At 67.0% G+C, this 14,259-nt stretch carries 15 protein-coding genes and 1 other RNA gene; 9 read left to right on the top strand and 7 right to left on the bottom strand.

All coding sequences use genetic code 11. The annotated features are described in order from the left end of the window. Positions 1–48: 48 nt before the first annotated feature. The 3 genes from GV068_RS20250 to groES all read right to left on the bottom strand — a co-directional run bounded on the left by GV068_RS20250 (position 49) and on the right by groES (position 2,556). The gene (locus GV068_RS20250; protein ID WP_159702037.1) at positions 49–471 is read right to left on the bottom strand and encodes a UPF0158 family protein; all 423 of its coding nucleotides are present in this window, start codon (positions 469–471) and stop codon (positions 49–51) included. A 100-nt stretch (positions 472–571) separates the two neighbouring features. Beyond that, positions 572–2,218 (bottom strand): chaperonin GroEL, encoded by a 1,647-nt coding sequence (gene groL / locus GV068_RS20255; protein ID WP_159702040.1) that lies wholly within the window; start codon positions 2,216–2,218, stop codon positions 572–574. A gap of 47 nt (positions 2,219–2,265) precedes the next feature. After that, complete coding sequence (gene groES, locus GV068_RS20260) at positions 2,266–2,556, bottom strand: co-chaperone GroES (protein ID WP_159702043.1); 291 nt, start codon at positions 2,554–2,556, stop codon at positions 2,266–2,268. Between the two features lie 375 nt (positions 2,557–2,931). Here groES and GV068_RS20265 point away from each other — a divergent pair, with 375 nt between their 5' ends. The 6 genes from GV068_RS20265 (at position 2,932) to GV068_RS20290 (ending at position 6,591) form a co-directional block, all read left to right on the top strand. Next, positions 2,932–3,189, top strand: a complete 258-nt coding sequence (locus GV068_RS20265) for a hypothetical protein (protein WP_159702046.1) — start codon at positions 2,932–2,934, stop codon at positions 3,187–3,189. Then, positions 3,186–3,497, top strand: a complete 312-nt coding sequence (locus GV068_RS20270; RefSeq protein WP_159702049.1) for a cell division protein ZapA — start codon at positions 3,186–3,188, stop codon at positions 3,495–3,497. The genes GV068_RS20265 and GV068_RS20270 overlap by 4 nt, the downstream gene beginning before the upstream one ends. Before the next feature lie 57 nt (positions 3,498–3,554). Continuing rightward, positions 3,555–3,735: non-coding RNA, 6S RNA (ssrS, locus tag GV068_RS20275), on the top strand. Between the two features lie 86 nt (positions 3,736–3,821). Next, positions 3,822–4,289 (top strand): EVE domain-containing protein, encoded by a 468-nt coding sequence (locus tag GV068_RS20280; RefSeq protein WP_159702052.1) that lies wholly within the window; start codon positions 3,822–3,824, stop codon positions 4,287–4,289. After that, entirely contained in the window at positions 4,289–5,092 is an 804-nt protein-coding gene (locus tag GV068_RS20285; RefSeq protein WP_159702055.1) for a sulfite exporter TauE/SafE family protein, read from the top strand. Before GV068_RS20280 ends, GV068_RS20285 begins: the two co-directional genes overlap by 1 nt. A 332-nt stretch (positions 5,093–5,424) precedes the next feature. After that, positions 5,425–6,591 carry a hypothetical protein gene (locus GV068_RS20290; RefSeq protein WP_159702058.1) on the top strand — a complete coding sequence of 389 codons (1,167 nt, stop codon included), beginning with the start codon at positions 5,425–5,427 and terminating at the stop codon, positions 6,589–6,591. Between the two features lie 7 nt (positions 6,592–6,598). On the opposite strand, the gene GV068_RS20295 is transcribed toward GV068_RS20290, so the two are convergent. From GV068_RS20295 to GV068_RS20305, 3 genes are read right to left on the bottom strand one after another with little or no spacing between them, the layout of a single operon-like run. Beyond that, positions 6,599–8,797 (bottom strand): molybdopterin cofactor-binding domain-containing protein, encoded by a 2,199-nt coding sequence (locus GV068_RS20295; protein WP_159702061.1) that lies wholly within the window; start codon positions 8,795–8,797, stop codon positions 6,599–6,601. Then, a complete protein-coding gene (locus GV068_RS20300) occupies positions 8,797–9,285 on the bottom strand; it encodes a (2Fe-2S)-binding protein (protein ID WP_159702064.1) in 489 nt (162 codons plus the stop codon). The genes GV068_RS20295 and GV068_RS20300 overlap by 1 nt, the downstream gene beginning before the upstream one ends. Beyond that, a complete protein-coding gene (locus GV068_RS20305; RefSeq protein WP_159702067.1) occupies positions 9,282–10,562 on the bottom strand; it encodes a cytochrome c in 1,281 nt (426 codons plus the stop codon). Before GV068_RS20305 ends, GV068_RS20300 begins: the two co-directional genes overlap by 4 nt. A gap of 75 nt (positions 10,563–10,637) precedes the next feature. Between GV068_RS20305 and GV068_RS20310 the strand changes: the two genes are divergently transcribed. The 3 genes from GV068_RS20310 to GV068_RS20320 all read left to right on the top strand — a co-directional run bounded on the left by GV068_RS20310 (position 10,638) and on the right by GV068_RS20320 (position 13,446). Next, the gene (locus tag GV068_RS20310) at positions 10,638–10,865 is read left to right on the top strand and encodes a DUF4287 domain-containing protein (protein WP_159702070.1); all 228 of its coding nucleotides are present in this window, start codon (positions 10,638–10,640) and stop codon (positions 10,863–10,865) included. Beyond that, a complete protein-coding gene (locus GV068_RS20315) occupies positions 10,862–11,206 on the top strand; it encodes a hypothetical protein (RefSeq protein ID WP_159702073.1) in 345 nt (114 codons plus the stop codon). The genes GV068_RS20310 and GV068_RS20315 overlap by 4 nt, the downstream gene beginning before the upstream one ends. Before the next feature lie 77 nt (positions 11,207–11,283). Beyond that, positions 11,284–13,446: an ATP-binding protein gene (locus GV068_RS20320; protein ID WP_159702076.1), complete on the top strand. Its 2,163-nt coding sequence runs from the start codon at positions 11,284–11,286 to the stop codon at positions 13,444–13,446. Here GV068_RS20320 and lgt read toward each other — a convergent pair whose 3' ends face one another. Next, positions 13,447–14,256: a prolipoprotein diacylglyceryl transferase gene (gene lgt, locus GV068_RS20325; protein WP_159702079.1), complete on the bottom strand. Its 810-nt coding sequence runs from the start codon at positions 14,254–14,256 to the stop codon at positions 13,447–13,449. It abuts the gene before it with no gap. Positions 14,257–14,259 lie beyond the last annotated feature (3 nt).

The following is a 14,259-nucleotide window of genomic DNA, read 5'->3' on the forward strand; positions in this document are numbered from 1 at the left end:
TTGGACACGCGGTCGGCAAGACGACCACCCTACGGACAGCAAGGGCCGTCAGCCCGCCAGCTGCAGGCCGTTCTCTTCGCACCAGTCGCGCAGTGCGGCCGCGGTACGCTCGTTACGGTAGTCGTGCCAACGATCGCGCAGGTCGCGATCGTCGACCAGCCTGCTGAAATTGCGGTAAGCGCCAGGGCGCCGGAACATCTGCCTGACGCGCTCATACTCGTCCGGCATCTCGGCCTCGGTGAAAGCGAACACCAGTGCCTGCCCCAGGTCCAGGCTGTTTGAATCGGGCACGCTTGCATAGCGTGCCGGGTCGTCGATATCTTCGGGCAGGGGACCGGCTTCTTCGGGAATGTCGTCGCTCCGCACGTACACTGAGCCAGTCTCTAGGCTGACCCACGCTTCGGCCAATCCACCCTGGCCGCTCACCAGCAGCATCGCGTTTTCCAGATCGTCGGCGTTGACAGTCGCCATTCGAAAATCCTCCAAAAGTGAAAAAAGCCTGCAAGGCGCGAACCTTGCAGGCTTTTGGACACGACAGCGCCGGAAAAGCTCCGGCGCGTGACCGAGCGAATTACATCATGCCGTCCATGCCGCCCATGCCGCCCATACCACCCATGCCGCCCATACCGCCGGCCGGCTTGTCTTCGGTGACTTCCGAGACCATGCAGTCGGTGGTCAGCATCAGGCCGGCGATCGACGCTGCGTTCTGCAGTGCCGAGCGGGTGACCTTGGCCGGATCCAGCACGCCCATTTCGACCATGTCGCCGTAGGTGCCGTTGGCAGCGTTGTAGCCGTAGTTGCCGGTGCCGGCGATGACTGCAGCGACCACGACCGACGGCTCATCGCCGGCGTTCTGAACGATCATGCGCAGCGGCTCTTCCATGGCGCGCAGGACGATCTTGATACCTGCGTCCTGGTCCGGGTTGTCGCCCTTGATGTCGATCGACGAACGTGCGCGCAGCAGGGCCACGCCGCCGCCCGGAACGATGCCTTCTTCGACGGCAGCGCGGGTTGCGTGCAGCGCGTCTTCCACGCGTGCCTTCTTCTCTTTCATCTCGACTTCGGTAGCTGCACCGACGCGGATCACGGCAACGCCGCCTGCCAGCTTGGCCACGCGCTCTTGCAGTTTTTCGCGGTCGTAGTCCGAGGTCGCTTCTTCGATCTGGACGCGGACCATCTTGACGCGTGCTTCGATCGATTCAGCGGCGCCGGCGCCGTCGATGATGATGGTGTTTTCCTTGCCCACTTCGACGCGCTTGGCCTGGCCCAGTTCGTTCAGCGTGACCTTTTCCAGGGTCAGGCCGACTTCTTCGGCGATCACCTGGCCGCCGGTCAGGATGGCGATGTCTTCCAGCATGGCCTTGCGGCGGTCGCCGAAGCCAGGCGCCTTGACGGCAACGGTCTTCAGGATGCCACGGATGTTGTTGACCACCAGGGTCGCCAGTGCTTCGCCTTCGATGTCTTCGGCGACGATCACCAGCGGACGGCCGGCCTTGGCGACTTGCTCCAGCACCGGCAGCAGGTCACGGATGTTCGAGATCTTCTTGTCGCACAGCAGAATGAACGGGTTCTCGTGAACCGCGACTTGCTTGTCCGGGTTGTTGATGAAGTACGGCGACAGGTAGCCGCGGTCGAACTGCATGCCTTCCACGATGTCCAGCTCGTCGTTCAGCGACTTGCCGTCTTCGACGGTGATGACGCCTTCCTTGCCCACTTTTTCCATCGCTTCAGCGATGCGCTCGCCGATCGAGGTTTCCGAGTTGGCCGAGATGGCGCCGACCTGGGCGATCTCTTTCGAGGTGGTGGTCGGCTTGGCGATCTTCTTCAGTTCTTCGACGGTCGCTGCGACGGCCTTGTCGATGCCGCGCTTTAGGTCCATCGGGTTCATGCCGGCGGCGACGAACTTCATGCCTTCGCGGACGATGGCTTGTGCCAGCACGGTCGCGGTGGTGGTGCCATCACCGGCGTTGTCGCTGGTCTTCGAAGCGACTTCCTTCACCATTTGCGCGCCCATGTTCATGAGCTTGTCTTTCAGTTCGATCTCTTTCGCGACCGAGACGCCGTCCTTGGTGACGGTCGGGGCGCCGAACGAGCGCTCCAGCACCACGTTGCGGCCTTTCGGGCCCAGGGTGACTTTGACTGCGTTGGCGAGGATGTTGACGCCTTCGACCATCTTGGCGCGCGCTGCGTCGCCGAACACTACTTCTTTAGCTGCCATTTGTTATTTCTCCGAATGAAATTCGTGGATGTTCTATACGAAGAGGATTACTGGGCCACGACGGCCATGATGTCTTCTTCGCGCATCACCAGCAGTTCCTGGCCATCGACCTTGACGGCCTGGCCCGAGTACTTGCCGAACAGGACGCGGTCACCGACCTTCACTTCCAGCGGACGAACCTGGCCGTTGTCCTGCACCTTGCCGTTGCCGACGGCGAGGATTTCGCCCTGGTCCGGCTTCTCGGCGGCCGCATCTGGGATGATCAGGCCGGATGCAGTCTTGGTCTCCTGGTCGAGACGCTTCACGATTACGCGATCGTGCAGAGGACGAAGGTTCATGCAAAACTCCTTATTTTTCAGTGGTTTGACTAGCTATTGTGCGCCGCCGCCGGAGGCGTCGGCCTTGGAAACAGTTGTTAGCACTCTCGGTTGATGAGTGCTAACGCAACGTGATTATAGGGATCATAAGTCCCCATTTCAAGCGGGAATGTGGGTGAGCGAACCGACTTTTTTGCGAAAACACAATCCAATAGGAGGGTTGTACACTCTCGCTCGCGGCATCCGCAACGACAGCCGGGCAGGGTACACCGGAACGGCGGGCAGGGGCCGCACGGATGGCAATTCTTGCCACGGCCACGGCCCGGGCGCCCGTCTTCCCTCTCATGGACGCGCGATTCGGTTGACGGAAAAACGAACTCAGTCCTATAGTGTCGAATGATTTCCGAATTTCAAGACCTCTCCGACAAAATCGACCGGCTCGCCCAGCTGACCCAGTCGCTGCGCGCCGAGAACTACCTGCTGCGCCAGGCCAACAGCCTGCTGAGCGCCGAGAATCTCGCGTTCAAGGAGCGGCTCGCCCAGGCCCAGCAACGCGTCGAGGCATTGCTCGAGCAGTTCCCCGCACCGGACGCCCCGGCGCACGAGGGGGAGCTTGAAGGCGGCGCCGACGAGGCGAACGAGGCCACCCAATGATCCATCTCGATTGCACCATCATGGGCCAGACCTACCGCCTGGCCTGCCGCGAAGGCGAAGAGCGTACCCTGCGCGAAGCGGTCAGCTACCTGGACGGCAAGATGTGCGCGCTGCGCGACTCTGGCAAGGTCAAGGGCACCGACCGCATCGCGGTCATGGCGGCGCTCAGCGTGGCGGCGGAATTCCTGTCGGTCAAGTCGCCCCAGGGGCCGCTGTCCGACATGTCGATCCTGGAAGTGAAGCAGAAGCTGGAAGCCATGCACTCCGTCCTGGACCAGGCGCTGGCGCCGCAGGAAAATCTGTCCTGAATAGCGGGATTGAATCCGGATTCGGTTGACATGCTCGGCCAAGCGAGTAAACTGCGCTCTACCCTGCGGTGTTCGAGATTTGTCATATATTCCTTGAACCATTCTTTCGCATAGGTTGTGGGACATGCTTGGTGGGCGCGAGCGTCACTAGTCTGACGAACCCGAAATTGAGCTGACTGCGACCACCTTGAGCCTTTTGGTTCGGGATGCCGGCAATAACGACACAGGCGGGGCTACATCTACGAGCGGTTGCGCACCTTGGTACGCAGCCGCTTTTTCTTTGTGCGTCCGGTTGGAGCGGGCGTGCCATTTGCTGGAGGCGCGATGCGCTATTGGTTGATGAAATCGGAGCCGGACGAAGTCAGTTTCGACGACGTGCTGGCGGCGCCGCAGAAGACGGTGGCGTGGTTCGGCGTGCGTAACTACCAGGCGCGCAACTTCATGCGCGACGCCATGTCGGTCGGCGACGGCATCCTGTTCTATCACTCCAGCTGCGCGGTGCCCGGCGTGGCCGGCATCGCCGAAGTGGCCAGCAGCCCGTATCCGGATGCGACCCAGTTCGATGCGTCCTCTCCCTACCACGACCCGAAGGCGACGCAGGAAAATCCGCGCTGGATCTCGGTCGACGTCCGCGCCGTGGAAGCGGGGCGCTACCTGCCGCTCACCGAGATGCGTGGCATCCCCGCGCTGGAAGACATGGTGCTGCTGCAGAAGGGCAGCCGGCTGTCGGTGTCGCCGGTGACGGCGGGGCAGTGGCATGCGATCGTCGCTTTGCTGCGGGAGAAGCGCTGATGGACCTCGGCCTGATCCTCGCCCTGCTCGCGATGGGCACCTTCGGCGGCTTCGCGGCGGGCCTGCTCGGCATCGGCGGCGGCATGGTGCTGGTTCCCTTCATCACCATGATCTTCACCGCGCGCGGCTTCGCGCCCGAGCTGACCATCCACATGGCGATCGCGACCTCGCTCGCCACCATCCTGTTCACGTCCCTCTCCTCGGTGCGCGCGCACCACAAGCACGGCGCGGTGCTGTGGCCCGTGGTGAAGCTGCTGGCGCCGGGCATCCTGGTGGGTTCCTGGATCGGACCGTGGATCGGCAAGCAGATGGATTCCACCGTGCTGGCTGCCTTCTTCGGCGTGTTCGTCGCGTTCTCGGCGACCCAGATGCTGATCGGGAAGAAGCCCGCCGCGGCCCGCGAGCTCCCAAGGGCGCCGGGCATGTTCGCGGCCGGAGGCTTCATCGGCACGCTGTCGGGGATCGTCGGCGCGGGCGGCGGTTTCGTCTCGGTGCCCTTCATGACCTGGTGCGGCATCCGCATCCACAATGCGGTCGCCACCAGCGCCGCGCTGGGCTTCCCGATCGCGCTCTCGGGCACCATCTCGAACATCTATTTCGGCTGGGGAGAACCCGGGCTGCCGCAGTATTCGCTGGGCTTCATCTACCTGCCGGCGCTGGCGATCATCGTGCTGGCCAGCGTGAGCATGGCGCCGGTGGGGGCGCGCACGGCGCACAAGATGCCGGTGCGGCAGCTGCAGAAGGTGTTTGCGGTGATCCTGTATGCGCTGGCGGCGTATATGTTCTGGAAGGCGGTGAACTGAAGGCGGTAGCGGCGCCTTCAACACCGAAACTCCCGGCTGGGGTCATATACCGTCTTGAATAGCAAGCTGCTTTGACAGATAGTTTGCGTCAAATGGCTTGCAGTGCGAACCACTCGGTAAATCAGATGAGTCAACTTGTGCATGACAGCGCAAATGACGGCCTTTTTCGGAAGTCCAGCTGTTAGTAAGCGCTCGGCAAACTGATTGAGCACTTATTGTCATTCTTCCCGGGGCAGGGGAGGTGACGAAGTGAGGCTGTAGCGATACAATCCCGCGCCTGCCGCCCCCGGCATATTGACGCCGGGGCCCGGCTTCGATAACGTCAGACCAGCATGTCATCCGATACCGTCCATCTCGTTCCAGTCACCGCTCCCGCCAGTCAGGGGGCCATGTCGCGCCTGGCCGCCGGCTTCCTGCTGTTCGCCTTTTTCTGGATCGTGGCCGCGGCTGCCTTCTCGGGTTTTGCCGGCAAATGGGGACTGCGTGACGGCGATCCGCGCTTCGGGGTGGCGGCCATGCTCGAGATGGAAGCGCACAAGCCCTTCGTCTACCGCCAGCTGGTGCCGGACCTGGCGCGCCGGCTCGACGCCGTCGCCTCCGAGCGCATCAAGGAACGGGTGGCCAAGCGCTTCCGCCCGGACGAGGTCTTTGCCAAGAGCCATCCGGGCGCCACGGACAGTGCGCGCTTCCGCTACGCGATCGTCTGGTACACCAGCTTCTTCTCGCTGCTGGGCAGCCTGTTCGTGCTGCGCCGGATTCTCCTGCACTTCAACGTTTCGCCACTGGCGGCGGTGCTGGCGCCGACCGCGTTCGCGCTGGCCTTCCCCTACCTGCAGACGGTCGGCGGCTACTTCTACGACACCGTGGAACTGCTGTTCGCCAGCCTGGCTTTTCTCTTGGCCCTGCGCGGGCGGCTGGTGGCGCTGGCGGCGCTGGTGCTGGTGGCAACGCTAAACAAGGAGACCTTCTTCTTCGTGCTGCCCGGCCTGTACCCGCTGCTGCGCCGGCACCAGTCGCGCCGCAACGCCTGGCTGGCGGTGGGCACCCTGGTGCTGTTCGCGGGCCTGATGAACGTGGCCCTGAAGGCGGCCTACCTGGAGGCTTTCGGCGGTGCGCTCGAGTTCCACCTGCTCTCGAACATCCAGGCCTATTTGTCGGGCAATGCCTATTTCCGGCTCGAGACCACCTATGGCCTGGTGGGTCCGTCGCGCGCCTTCATCGGCACCGTGGCGGTGCTGGGGATCGTGCTGTGGCGCGCCTGGCCGCTGGCGCCGCGCGTGGTGCGCCGTCACCTGGCGGTCTGCGCGCTGGTCAACCTACCGCTGTTCCTGGCCTTCTGCGCCACCGGCGAACTGCGCAACCTGAGCACGACCTTCACCGGCCTGGTGCTGCTGGTCGCCTTCCTGATCGACCGCGAGGCCAGCCTGCGCGTCAGCCTGCGCGCCGCCACGCCGGCGGTCGAAGAGAGCCCCGAGTTGAAGGAAACCCGCCAGGCTTGACGCGCTTTCAGGTCGCCAGCTGGCGCATGCGCTCCCGGTTCATTGGCAGATCGCGCACGCGCGTACCAATGGCATCCGCCACCGCATTCGCCAGCGCCGCCGCGGCGGGACCCTGAGACGCTTCGCCGGTGCCGAGGAAGGGCTGGCCTGGGCGATCGACCAGGTGCACCGCGACCTTGTCCGGCACGCCGTTGAAGCGCAGGATCGGGTAGCCGCCCCAGTCCAGGCTCGTCACGCCTCTCGCATCGAAGCGGACCTGCTCCAGCAGGGTCCAGCTGGCCGACTGGATGATGCCGCCCTCGATCTGGTTGCGCACCCCGTCCGGGCTCACCACCTCGCCGCAATCGACCGCGGCGTCGGCGCGCAGGATGCGCACGAAGCCGGTGTCGAGCGCCACCTCGACTTCCAGCGCCACCGCGCAGTAGGCGGCCGAGTTCTTGTAGCGCGCAAAGGCGAAGCCGCGCCCGCGCCGGGCGGTCTTCCTGTAGCCGTTCCAGGCGAACTTTGCCGCCGCCAGCTTGACGACGTCGATCGCGCGCGCATCCTCCAGGTGGCGCAGGCGGAAGGCCACCGGGTCGGTATTGGCCGCGCGCGCCAGTTCGTCCATGAAGCTTTCGATCGCGAACACGTTGCAGTAGGCGCCGAGCGAGCGCAGCGCCGAGGTGCGCAAGGGACCGGCGCCTTGGTACCGATGGGTCACGCGCACGTTCGGCAGCGCGTAATAGGGGATGGCGTTGCGGTCGCCGCCGCCGTCCGGCTGCGGGATCGCTTTTGGTGCGGGCGGTGCGAAGGGCCGCGCCAGCAGGGTGGCCGGCAGCAGGTTGCCGGCCTTACCGGGACGGGTCGAATGGGCCTGGCTCCAGACCTCGTACTGCCAGTCAGCGATCCTGCCGTCGGCGCCGAGGGTGGCGGCGACATCGGCCACCATCGCCGGGCCGAAGGGTTCCCAGCCATGTTCGTCCTCGCGCATCCACTGCACCCGCACCGGCACGTCGGGGAAGACCCGCGCCAGCAGCGCCGCGTCGGCCGCGGCGTCGTCGGCGCCATTGTGGCCATAGCAGCCGGAACCTTCGGCGTGGATGCAGCGCAGTGCGGACTCGGAGATGCCCAGCATCTCGGCCAGGGCTTTGCGCAATGGGAAGACGCCCTGCGCATGCGTCCACACGGTGTAGCGGCTGCCTTCGCGCAGTGCGATCGCGCACGAGGGACCGATCGAGGCGTGCAGCTGGTAGGGGCGGGTGTAAGTGGCGCGCAGCGTTCTACCGCTGGCTCCTGGCGTGCCGCGCGCCAGCACTTCCTGCGGCGCCGACGGCAGGCTGCGCACCAGCGCGGCGACGTCGCGCCCGGCCGGCAGGCTGGCCGGAACTTCCCAGCGCGCCGCCTGCGCCAGCGCTTTCGCCGCTTTGACGGCGCGGTATTCCTCGTCGGCGATCACGGCCAGGAAGCGGCCGTCCTGCACCACTTCCAGCACGCCGGTCATGCGCGCGACTAGCGACGTGTCGACGCCGAGCAGGCGCGCGCCGGGTGCGGGCGGACGCACCACGCGGCCATGCACCATCGCCGGCATGCGAATGTCCTGGATGTAGGCGAGGTAACCCTTGAGCTTGTTGGGGATATCGACCCGCTCCATGGTGGCGCCGATCCAGCGCCGCGCGTTCGGCATGCGCGGCGGCAGGGTGTCGGTCGCGCGCACATGCTGGTCGCTGCCGGCCACCAGGTCGCTGAAGCTGACCCGGCGCCCGTCCGGTGCGCGGAACACGCTGTTGTCCTGCGCCAGATGCGCCGCCGGCACCTTGAGATGCGCCGCCGCTTTCTCGTGCAGCAGGGCGCGCACCTGGGCGGCGGCATGCCGGATGGCGGTGGCGCTGTCCTGCATCGAGTGGCTGCCGGCGGTGTAGCCTTCGTCCGGCGTGCGCTCGGTATCGGCCGTAATCAGGATCATGCGCCCGGGATCGATCTGCAGTTCGTGCGCGGCTACCTGCAGCAGCGCGGTCTTGATGCCCTGGCCCAGTTCCACCTTGCCGGTGAAGATCGTGACGCGGTTGTCGGCGCCGACGCGAATCCAGGCGTCGAGCCAGGGTTCGTCTTCCAGGCTGCCCGGCAGCGCCGCGCTGGCCGGCAGCGGCAGGACGAAGGAGAGCGTCAGGGCGCCGCCGGCGGCGAGGAAGCGGCGCCGGCCGGGGCGCGGATCTGGCGGTGCAGTCATCAGTAGTTCCGGATCGGCTGGGCCGCCAGCACATCGGCGGCGCGGCGCACCGCGCGCAGGATGCGCATGTGGGTGCCGCAGCGGCACAGGTTCGGCTGCATCCAGCTGCGGATCTGGGTGTCGGTGGGCGAAGCCACCTGCTCGAACAGGGCGGTGGCGCGCATGATCATGCCGGCGATACAGTAGCCGCACTGCGCGGCCTGCTCGTCGACAAAAGCCTGCTGCAGCACCGAGGCGGGCACCCAGCGCGTGCCGCCCGATTCCGCCGTACGCACCGCGCGCGCGCCGACCATCGAGACCGGCACCAGGCAAGACATCACGGCCTGCTTGTCGAGCATGACGGTGCAGGCGCCGCACTGCCCCAGGCCGCAGCCGAACTTGGCGCCGTTGAGTTTCAGGTCGTTGCGCAGCACGTAGAGCAGGGGCGTGTCGGCGTCGACGTCGACCGTTTGCGCCTTGCCGTTGACCTGCAGCTGGAATTTGCTCACTGTTCCCTCGCTTTCTTGACCGCGTCGTCGAGCCGCTCCCACGGCTGGCCCCTCGCGCCGTAGCGCCGCAGGTAGGCCGCCAGTGCGGTCAGCTGGGCGTCGTTCAGCACGGTGGCGAAGCCGGGCATCCAGCGGCCGGTTTCGCCCTCTGGTGGTTCGATGCCGTCGCGGATGATGTGGACCAAGCTGCGCGGGTCCGGATCATACAGGGCCACCGCCTTGTGCAGCTGCAGGGCGGCGCCGGAACTCGCGCCGCGGCCAAGGTCATGGCAGCTGGCGCAGGCCTGCATATAAGTATCGTAGCCGAGGCGCATACGGGCCAGGTCGGGATCGTTCTCGGCGGGCGCGGGCAGGCTGCCTGCTTGCCGGGCCGGCGTAGTGCGGGCCGGGGCTTGCTTCAGGAAGCTGTGGATGTAGGTGGCGATGGCTTCGACGTCGCGCGCGTCGGCCTGGGCCAGGTTGACCACCACGTCCTGCATCGGGCCGCCCGCCACCGCGTGCTCGGGTGCGATGCCGGTGCGCAGGTAGGCGGCGAGGTGTTCGCGCGTCCATGGCAGGGGCGAGGGCGAGTTCGCATTCAGCGCCGGCGCGTACCAATCCTCGGCGTCGCCGCCGTCGAGCTGGCGCTTCAGGTCCGGGCCGCCCAGCGCCGTGCGCGGCGTGTGGCATGCCGTGCAGTGGGCGAGGGTGTTGGCGACGTAGGCGCCGCGGTTCCATTGTGGCGACTGCTGCGGGTCCCCCTGCCAGGGCGATTCGTCGAGGTAGAGCAGGTTCCAGAACGCCACCAGCGGACGGAAATTGAAGGGGAAGTGCATCCGGTTCTCGCGCGCCGGGGCGGCCAGCGCGGGCCGCGTCATGAAGTAGGCGTATAGCGCGCGCACGTCGTCCTGCGCCAGCTTGGTGTAGTGGTTGTAGGGGAAGGCAGGGTAGAGCAGGCGGCCGTCGCGTGCGACGCCCTCGCGCATCGCGCGTGTAAAGGCGGCTTCGCTCCAGGCGCCGATGCCGGTCTGCGCGTCCGGCGTGATGTTGGTGCTGTAGACGGTGCCGAAGGGGGTCTTCAGCGCCAGGCCGCCGGCGAAGGGGCGCGCTGGATCGACCGTGTGGCAGGCCGCGCACATGCCGAGCCGGGACAGGTTTGCCCCGCGCGCGACCAGGGTGGCGTCGAAGCGGGGTGGCGCCGTCTGCGGCTCCAGGGCGGGGCGCCCCATGAACAGGAAGGCGGCGAGCGCCAGCACGGCCAGCGCCGCCAGCGCCAGCCACCATCGATGTCGCCGCATCTTTACCATGTCGATTCTGTTTCGCCCCGTTCGTCGTGGGAATGCACAGCTTCCTCAACCACCATGGAGAGTATTATGACTGAAAAGACAACAGCCCAAGGTCCCGCATCCTACTTCCCCTCGATCGAGAAGAAATACGGCCAGCCGGTGTCCCACTGGCTAAGCCTGCTGGCTGAGAGACCGGGCATGAAGCACATGGAGCTGGTCGGCTGGCTCAAGGCCGAGCACGGGCTGGGGCATGGCCACGCCAACGCCCTGGTCGCGCACCACCTCGGGGCGCGCGGTGGTATGCTGGGGGCATGACTACCGATTCCGACATCGAACTGTCCGGCCCCTTTCAGGCCAAGGACGGCAACGGCCGCACCCTCGAGGTGAAGGCGATCCGCATCTTCGACGAAGGCTACGGCATCATCGACGTGTACGTGGACTTCAAGGACCGGCTGGAACCCGGCGCCTACAAGGACACGGCGCTGCTGCGCCAGCTCGTCGACCGCCTGCGCGCGCTCGGCTATAAGGGGCCCGACTTCGGGCACAGCGACCCGGGGCTGCAGGAGAGCCGCCTGGTCGTGCTCGAGGCCCCCGAAGAGTTCACGGCCTTCGCCAAGAGCCGCGGCTGGAAGAACCTGGCCGAAGACTTCGAATAACAGCGGCTTGTAACAGCGGGTTTTGATGGCGGGCACTCCAATGTGCCTATAATGTGTTTTTCGACACAGGCCATCCCATGCTGCTGCGCCAGGGCTTCACTGTTTCGCTCCGGCGCCTGCTGGTGCTCCTGACCGCCTTTGGCCTCTTGCCGCTGGCGCTGCTGGGCGTGTGGGGCCTGCACCTGGTGGGCAACTACCAGCAGCGCGAACAGGAGCGCTACCTGCTCGACCTGGCGCGCGCGCTGTCGAGCGCCGTCGATGCCGAACTCGATGGCGCCGCTTCGGCCCTCGAAGCGATGGCGCGCACCCCGGCGATGGCGGACGGCGACCTGCGTCAGGTCTACGAGATCGCGCGCATGCAGGCGGCAAGCCAGCCGGAATGGCTGGCCGTGATCCTCACCGACGACAAGGGCGCCGTCCTGTTCCGCACCAATGCAGCTTTCGGCGGTCCCCCCGGCGTCATTGCCGATCCCCCCAGCCTGCAGCGCGCGATCGACACCCGCGAGCCCCTGGCCGGCCGCGTCGTGATCGGCAAGGGCGGCCGCGCTGCCTTCCCGGTCCGCGTTCCCGTCACCGACAATGCCGGCCGCCAGTACGTGCTGAGCGCCGTGATCCAGCCTGGCCGCATGCTGCGTGTGCTCGAGCGCCAGAAGGTGCCGGCCAATTCGGTGATCGGCATCATGGACAGCAGCGGCGCGATTGTCGCGCGCTCGAAAGGGCAGCAGCGCCTGGTGGGCGGCTTGCCCAGCCCCTCGCTGGTCGCGCTGATGCGCGGCGCCGGGCAGGAAGCGGTAGCCCCCACCACCACGCTCGAAGGCGCGCAAGTGGTGACGGGCTTCAGCCGCACGCGCTTCGGCTGGAAGGTAGCGATCGGTGTACCGCCCTCGGCGCTGGGGCCGCTGCAGGGCATCGTCCTGTATGCGGCCGGACTGGCCGCCTCGCTGCTGGCTTGTGCGGTACTAGCCACGCTGCTGTCGAACCGCATCGTGCGCGCCTTTCGCAGCCTGCAGCAGGGCGGCGCGGCGCTGGGCGCCGGCCTGCCTGTCTCCGTGCCGCCTTCGCGCATCAGTGAGATCGACGACACCGGCAGCGCCCTGATGGCCGCCGCCGGCCTGCGCGACGCGCACGAGGCCGAGCGCTCGCGGCTGCTGGATTCGCTCGAGCGCGCACTGGCCGACAGCCGCAGCGCGGCCAAGGTCAAGGACGAGTTCCTCGCGGTGCTGGGCCACGAGCTGCGCAATCCGCTCAGCCCCATCGTCGCCTCGCTCGACCTGATGGACCTGCGCAACGAAGCGGGCAGCCAGCGCGAGCGCACCATCCTGCGGCGCCAGGCGAATCACCTCAAGCGCCTGGTCGACGACCTGCTCGACGTTTCGCGCATCACCAGCGGCAAGCTGCGCATCGAACGGCGCCCGCTCAACCTGGCCGACCTGGTGCGCCACGTGACCGCTTCCTTCCCGGGCGTGCAGCTGGACGCGGGGGCGCCGCACGAGCTCTGGGTGCACGGCGACGAGAGCCGCCTGACGCAGGTGCTCAGCAACCTGCTGTCGAATGCGGCGCGCTTCGGCCACAAGACCACCCGCGTCACCCTGGCGGCCGAGAACGGGCAGGCGCGCCTGGCCGTGATCGACGACGGCGTCGGCATGGACCAGGCGATGCTGGAGCGCGTGTTCGAACCCTTCTTCCAGGCCCCGCAGCCGCTGGCGCGCCACACCGGCGGGCTCGGATTGGGGCTGGCGATCGTGCGCCGCATCGTCGAACTGCACGGCGGGTCAGTGAGCGCCCACAGCGAGGGCGCGGGCAAGGGCAGCCGCTTCGAGGTGCTGCTGCCGCTCGGCGCCGGGGCCACGGCCGCGCCGGATCCGGCTCCGCTGGCGATGGCGGGACAGCTGGCGGTGCTGGTGGTGGACGACAACCTGGACGCGGCCGAGTCGACCGCCGCGGTGCTGGCGCACCTGGGCCACGCGGTGCGGGTGGCGGGAACGGCGGTGGCGGCGGTGGGGGAAGTGCGGCGCCAGGCACCGGATGTCGCGATCCTGGACATTGGCCTGCCCGACATGGATGGCTATGCGCTGGCGACCGTCCTGCGCCGCGAAGTTCCGCAGTTGCGGCTGGTGGCGCTGACCGGCTATGGCCAGCGCGCCGACGTGACGCAGGCGCTGGGGGCGGGCTTCGACCTGCACCTGACCAAGCCGGCCTCGCTGGAAGACCTGCAGCGGGCGCTGGCGCCCGCAGTGTGATTAGGCGTGCGCCGGACGGCCGTTCGGCTGGCGGTAGGCCCAGGCCAGCATGATCAGGGCGCCGACGATCATCGGCAGCGACAGCATCTGGCCCGAGGTGATCGGCATGCCCAGCACGTTCACTTCCCAATCCGGCACGCGGAAGTACTCGGTGGTGAAGCGCGCGCACCCGTACAGCAGCGTGAACATGGCGCCGACCGCGAGGCGCGGGCGTTGCTTGCGGGCGTAGGGCCACAGGATCAGGAACACGACGATCCCGTCGAGCAGCATCTGGTACAGCGGCGACGGATGGCGCGGGCCTTCCACGCCCGGCCACAGCATGGCCCAGGGCAGGCTCGGGTCGGCCAGGCGGCCCGGCAGTTCGGCGTTGATGAAGTTGCCGAGGCGCCCGGCGGCGTACCCGAGCGGCACCATCGGCGCGATGAAGTCGTACACGTCGAGCAGGTTGCGCTTGGATTTGCGGGCCCACAGCGCCATCGCGATCAGCACGCCCAGGAATCCGCCGTGGAAGGACATGCCGCCGCGCCAGACCATGAAGATCTCGAGCGGATGCTGGAGGAAGTAGAGCGGCTGGTAGAACAGCACCTCGCCCAGGCGCCCGCCCAGCACCACCCCCAGCATGCCGTAGAAGAGCATGTCGTCGAGGTCCTCGGCCTTCCAGCCCTGAGCCGCGATGTGCGGCTGGCGGATGCGCACCCGGCCCAGGATCAGGAACAGGGCGAAGGCCACCACGTACATCAGGCCATACCAATGGATCTGCACCGGTCCGATGGCAAAAGCGATGGGATCCGGCTGCGGGTGTACTAGCATTGT

The sequence above is a fragment of the Massilia sp. 9I genome (assembly GCF_902506415.1).
GTDB lineage: Bacteria > Pseudomonadota > Gammaproteobacteria > Burkholderiales > Burkholderiaceae_D > Telluria.

Coding starts and splice junctions, on each gene's coding strand:
- GV068_RS20250 (WP_159702037.1), bottom strand. CDS start 471: ATGGCGACTGTCAACGCCGACGATCTGGAAAACGCGATGCTGCTGGTG.
- groL (WP_159702040.1), bottom strand. CDS start 2,218: ATGGCAGCTAAAGAAGTAGTGTTCGGCGACGCAGCGCGCGCCAAGATG.
- groES (WP_159702043.1), bottom strand. CDS start 2,556: ATGAACCTTCGTCCTCTGCACGATCGCGTAATCGTGAAGCGTCTCGAC.
- GV068_RS20265 (WP_159702046.1), top strand. CDS start 2,932: ATGATTTCCGAATTTCAAGACCTCTCCGACAAAATCGACCGGCTCGCC.
- GV068_RS20270 (WP_159702049.1), top strand. CDS start 3,186: ATGATCCATCTCGATTGCACCATCATGGGCCAGACCTACCGCCTGGCC.
- GV068_RS20280 (WP_159702052.1), top strand. CDS start 3,822: ATGCGCTATTGGTTGATGAAATCGGAGCCGGACGAAGTCAGTTTCGAC.
- GV068_RS20285 (WP_159702055.1), top strand. CDS start 4,289: ATGGACCTCGGCCTGATCCTCGCCCTGCTCGCGATGGGCACCTTCGGC.
- GV068_RS20290 (WP_159702058.1), top strand. CDS start 5,425: ATGTCATCCGATACCGTCCATCTCGTTCCAGTCACCGCTCCCGCCAGT.
- GV068_RS20295 (WP_159702061.1), bottom strand. CDS start 8,797: ATGACTGCACCGCCAGATCCGCGCCCCGGCCGGCGCCGCTTCCTCGCC.
- GV068_RS20305 (WP_159702067.1), bottom strand. CDS start 10,562: ATGCGGCGACATCGATGGTGGCTGGCGCTGGCGGCGCTGGCCGTGCTG.
- GV068_RS20310 (WP_159702070.1), top strand. CDS start 10,638: ATGACTGAAAAGACAACAGCCCAAGGTCCCGCATCCTACTTCCCCTCG.
- GV068_RS20315 (WP_159702073.1), top strand. CDS start 10,862: ATGACTACCGATTCCGACATCGAACTGTCCGGCCCCTTTCAGGCCAAG.
- GV068_RS20320 (WP_159702076.1), top strand. CDS start 11,284: ATGCTGCTGCGCCAGGGCTTCACTGTTTCGCTCCGGCGCCTGCTGGTG.
- lgt (WP_159702079.1), bottom strand. CDS start 14,256: ATGCTAGTACACCCGCAGCCGGATCCCATCGCTTTTGCCATCGGACCG.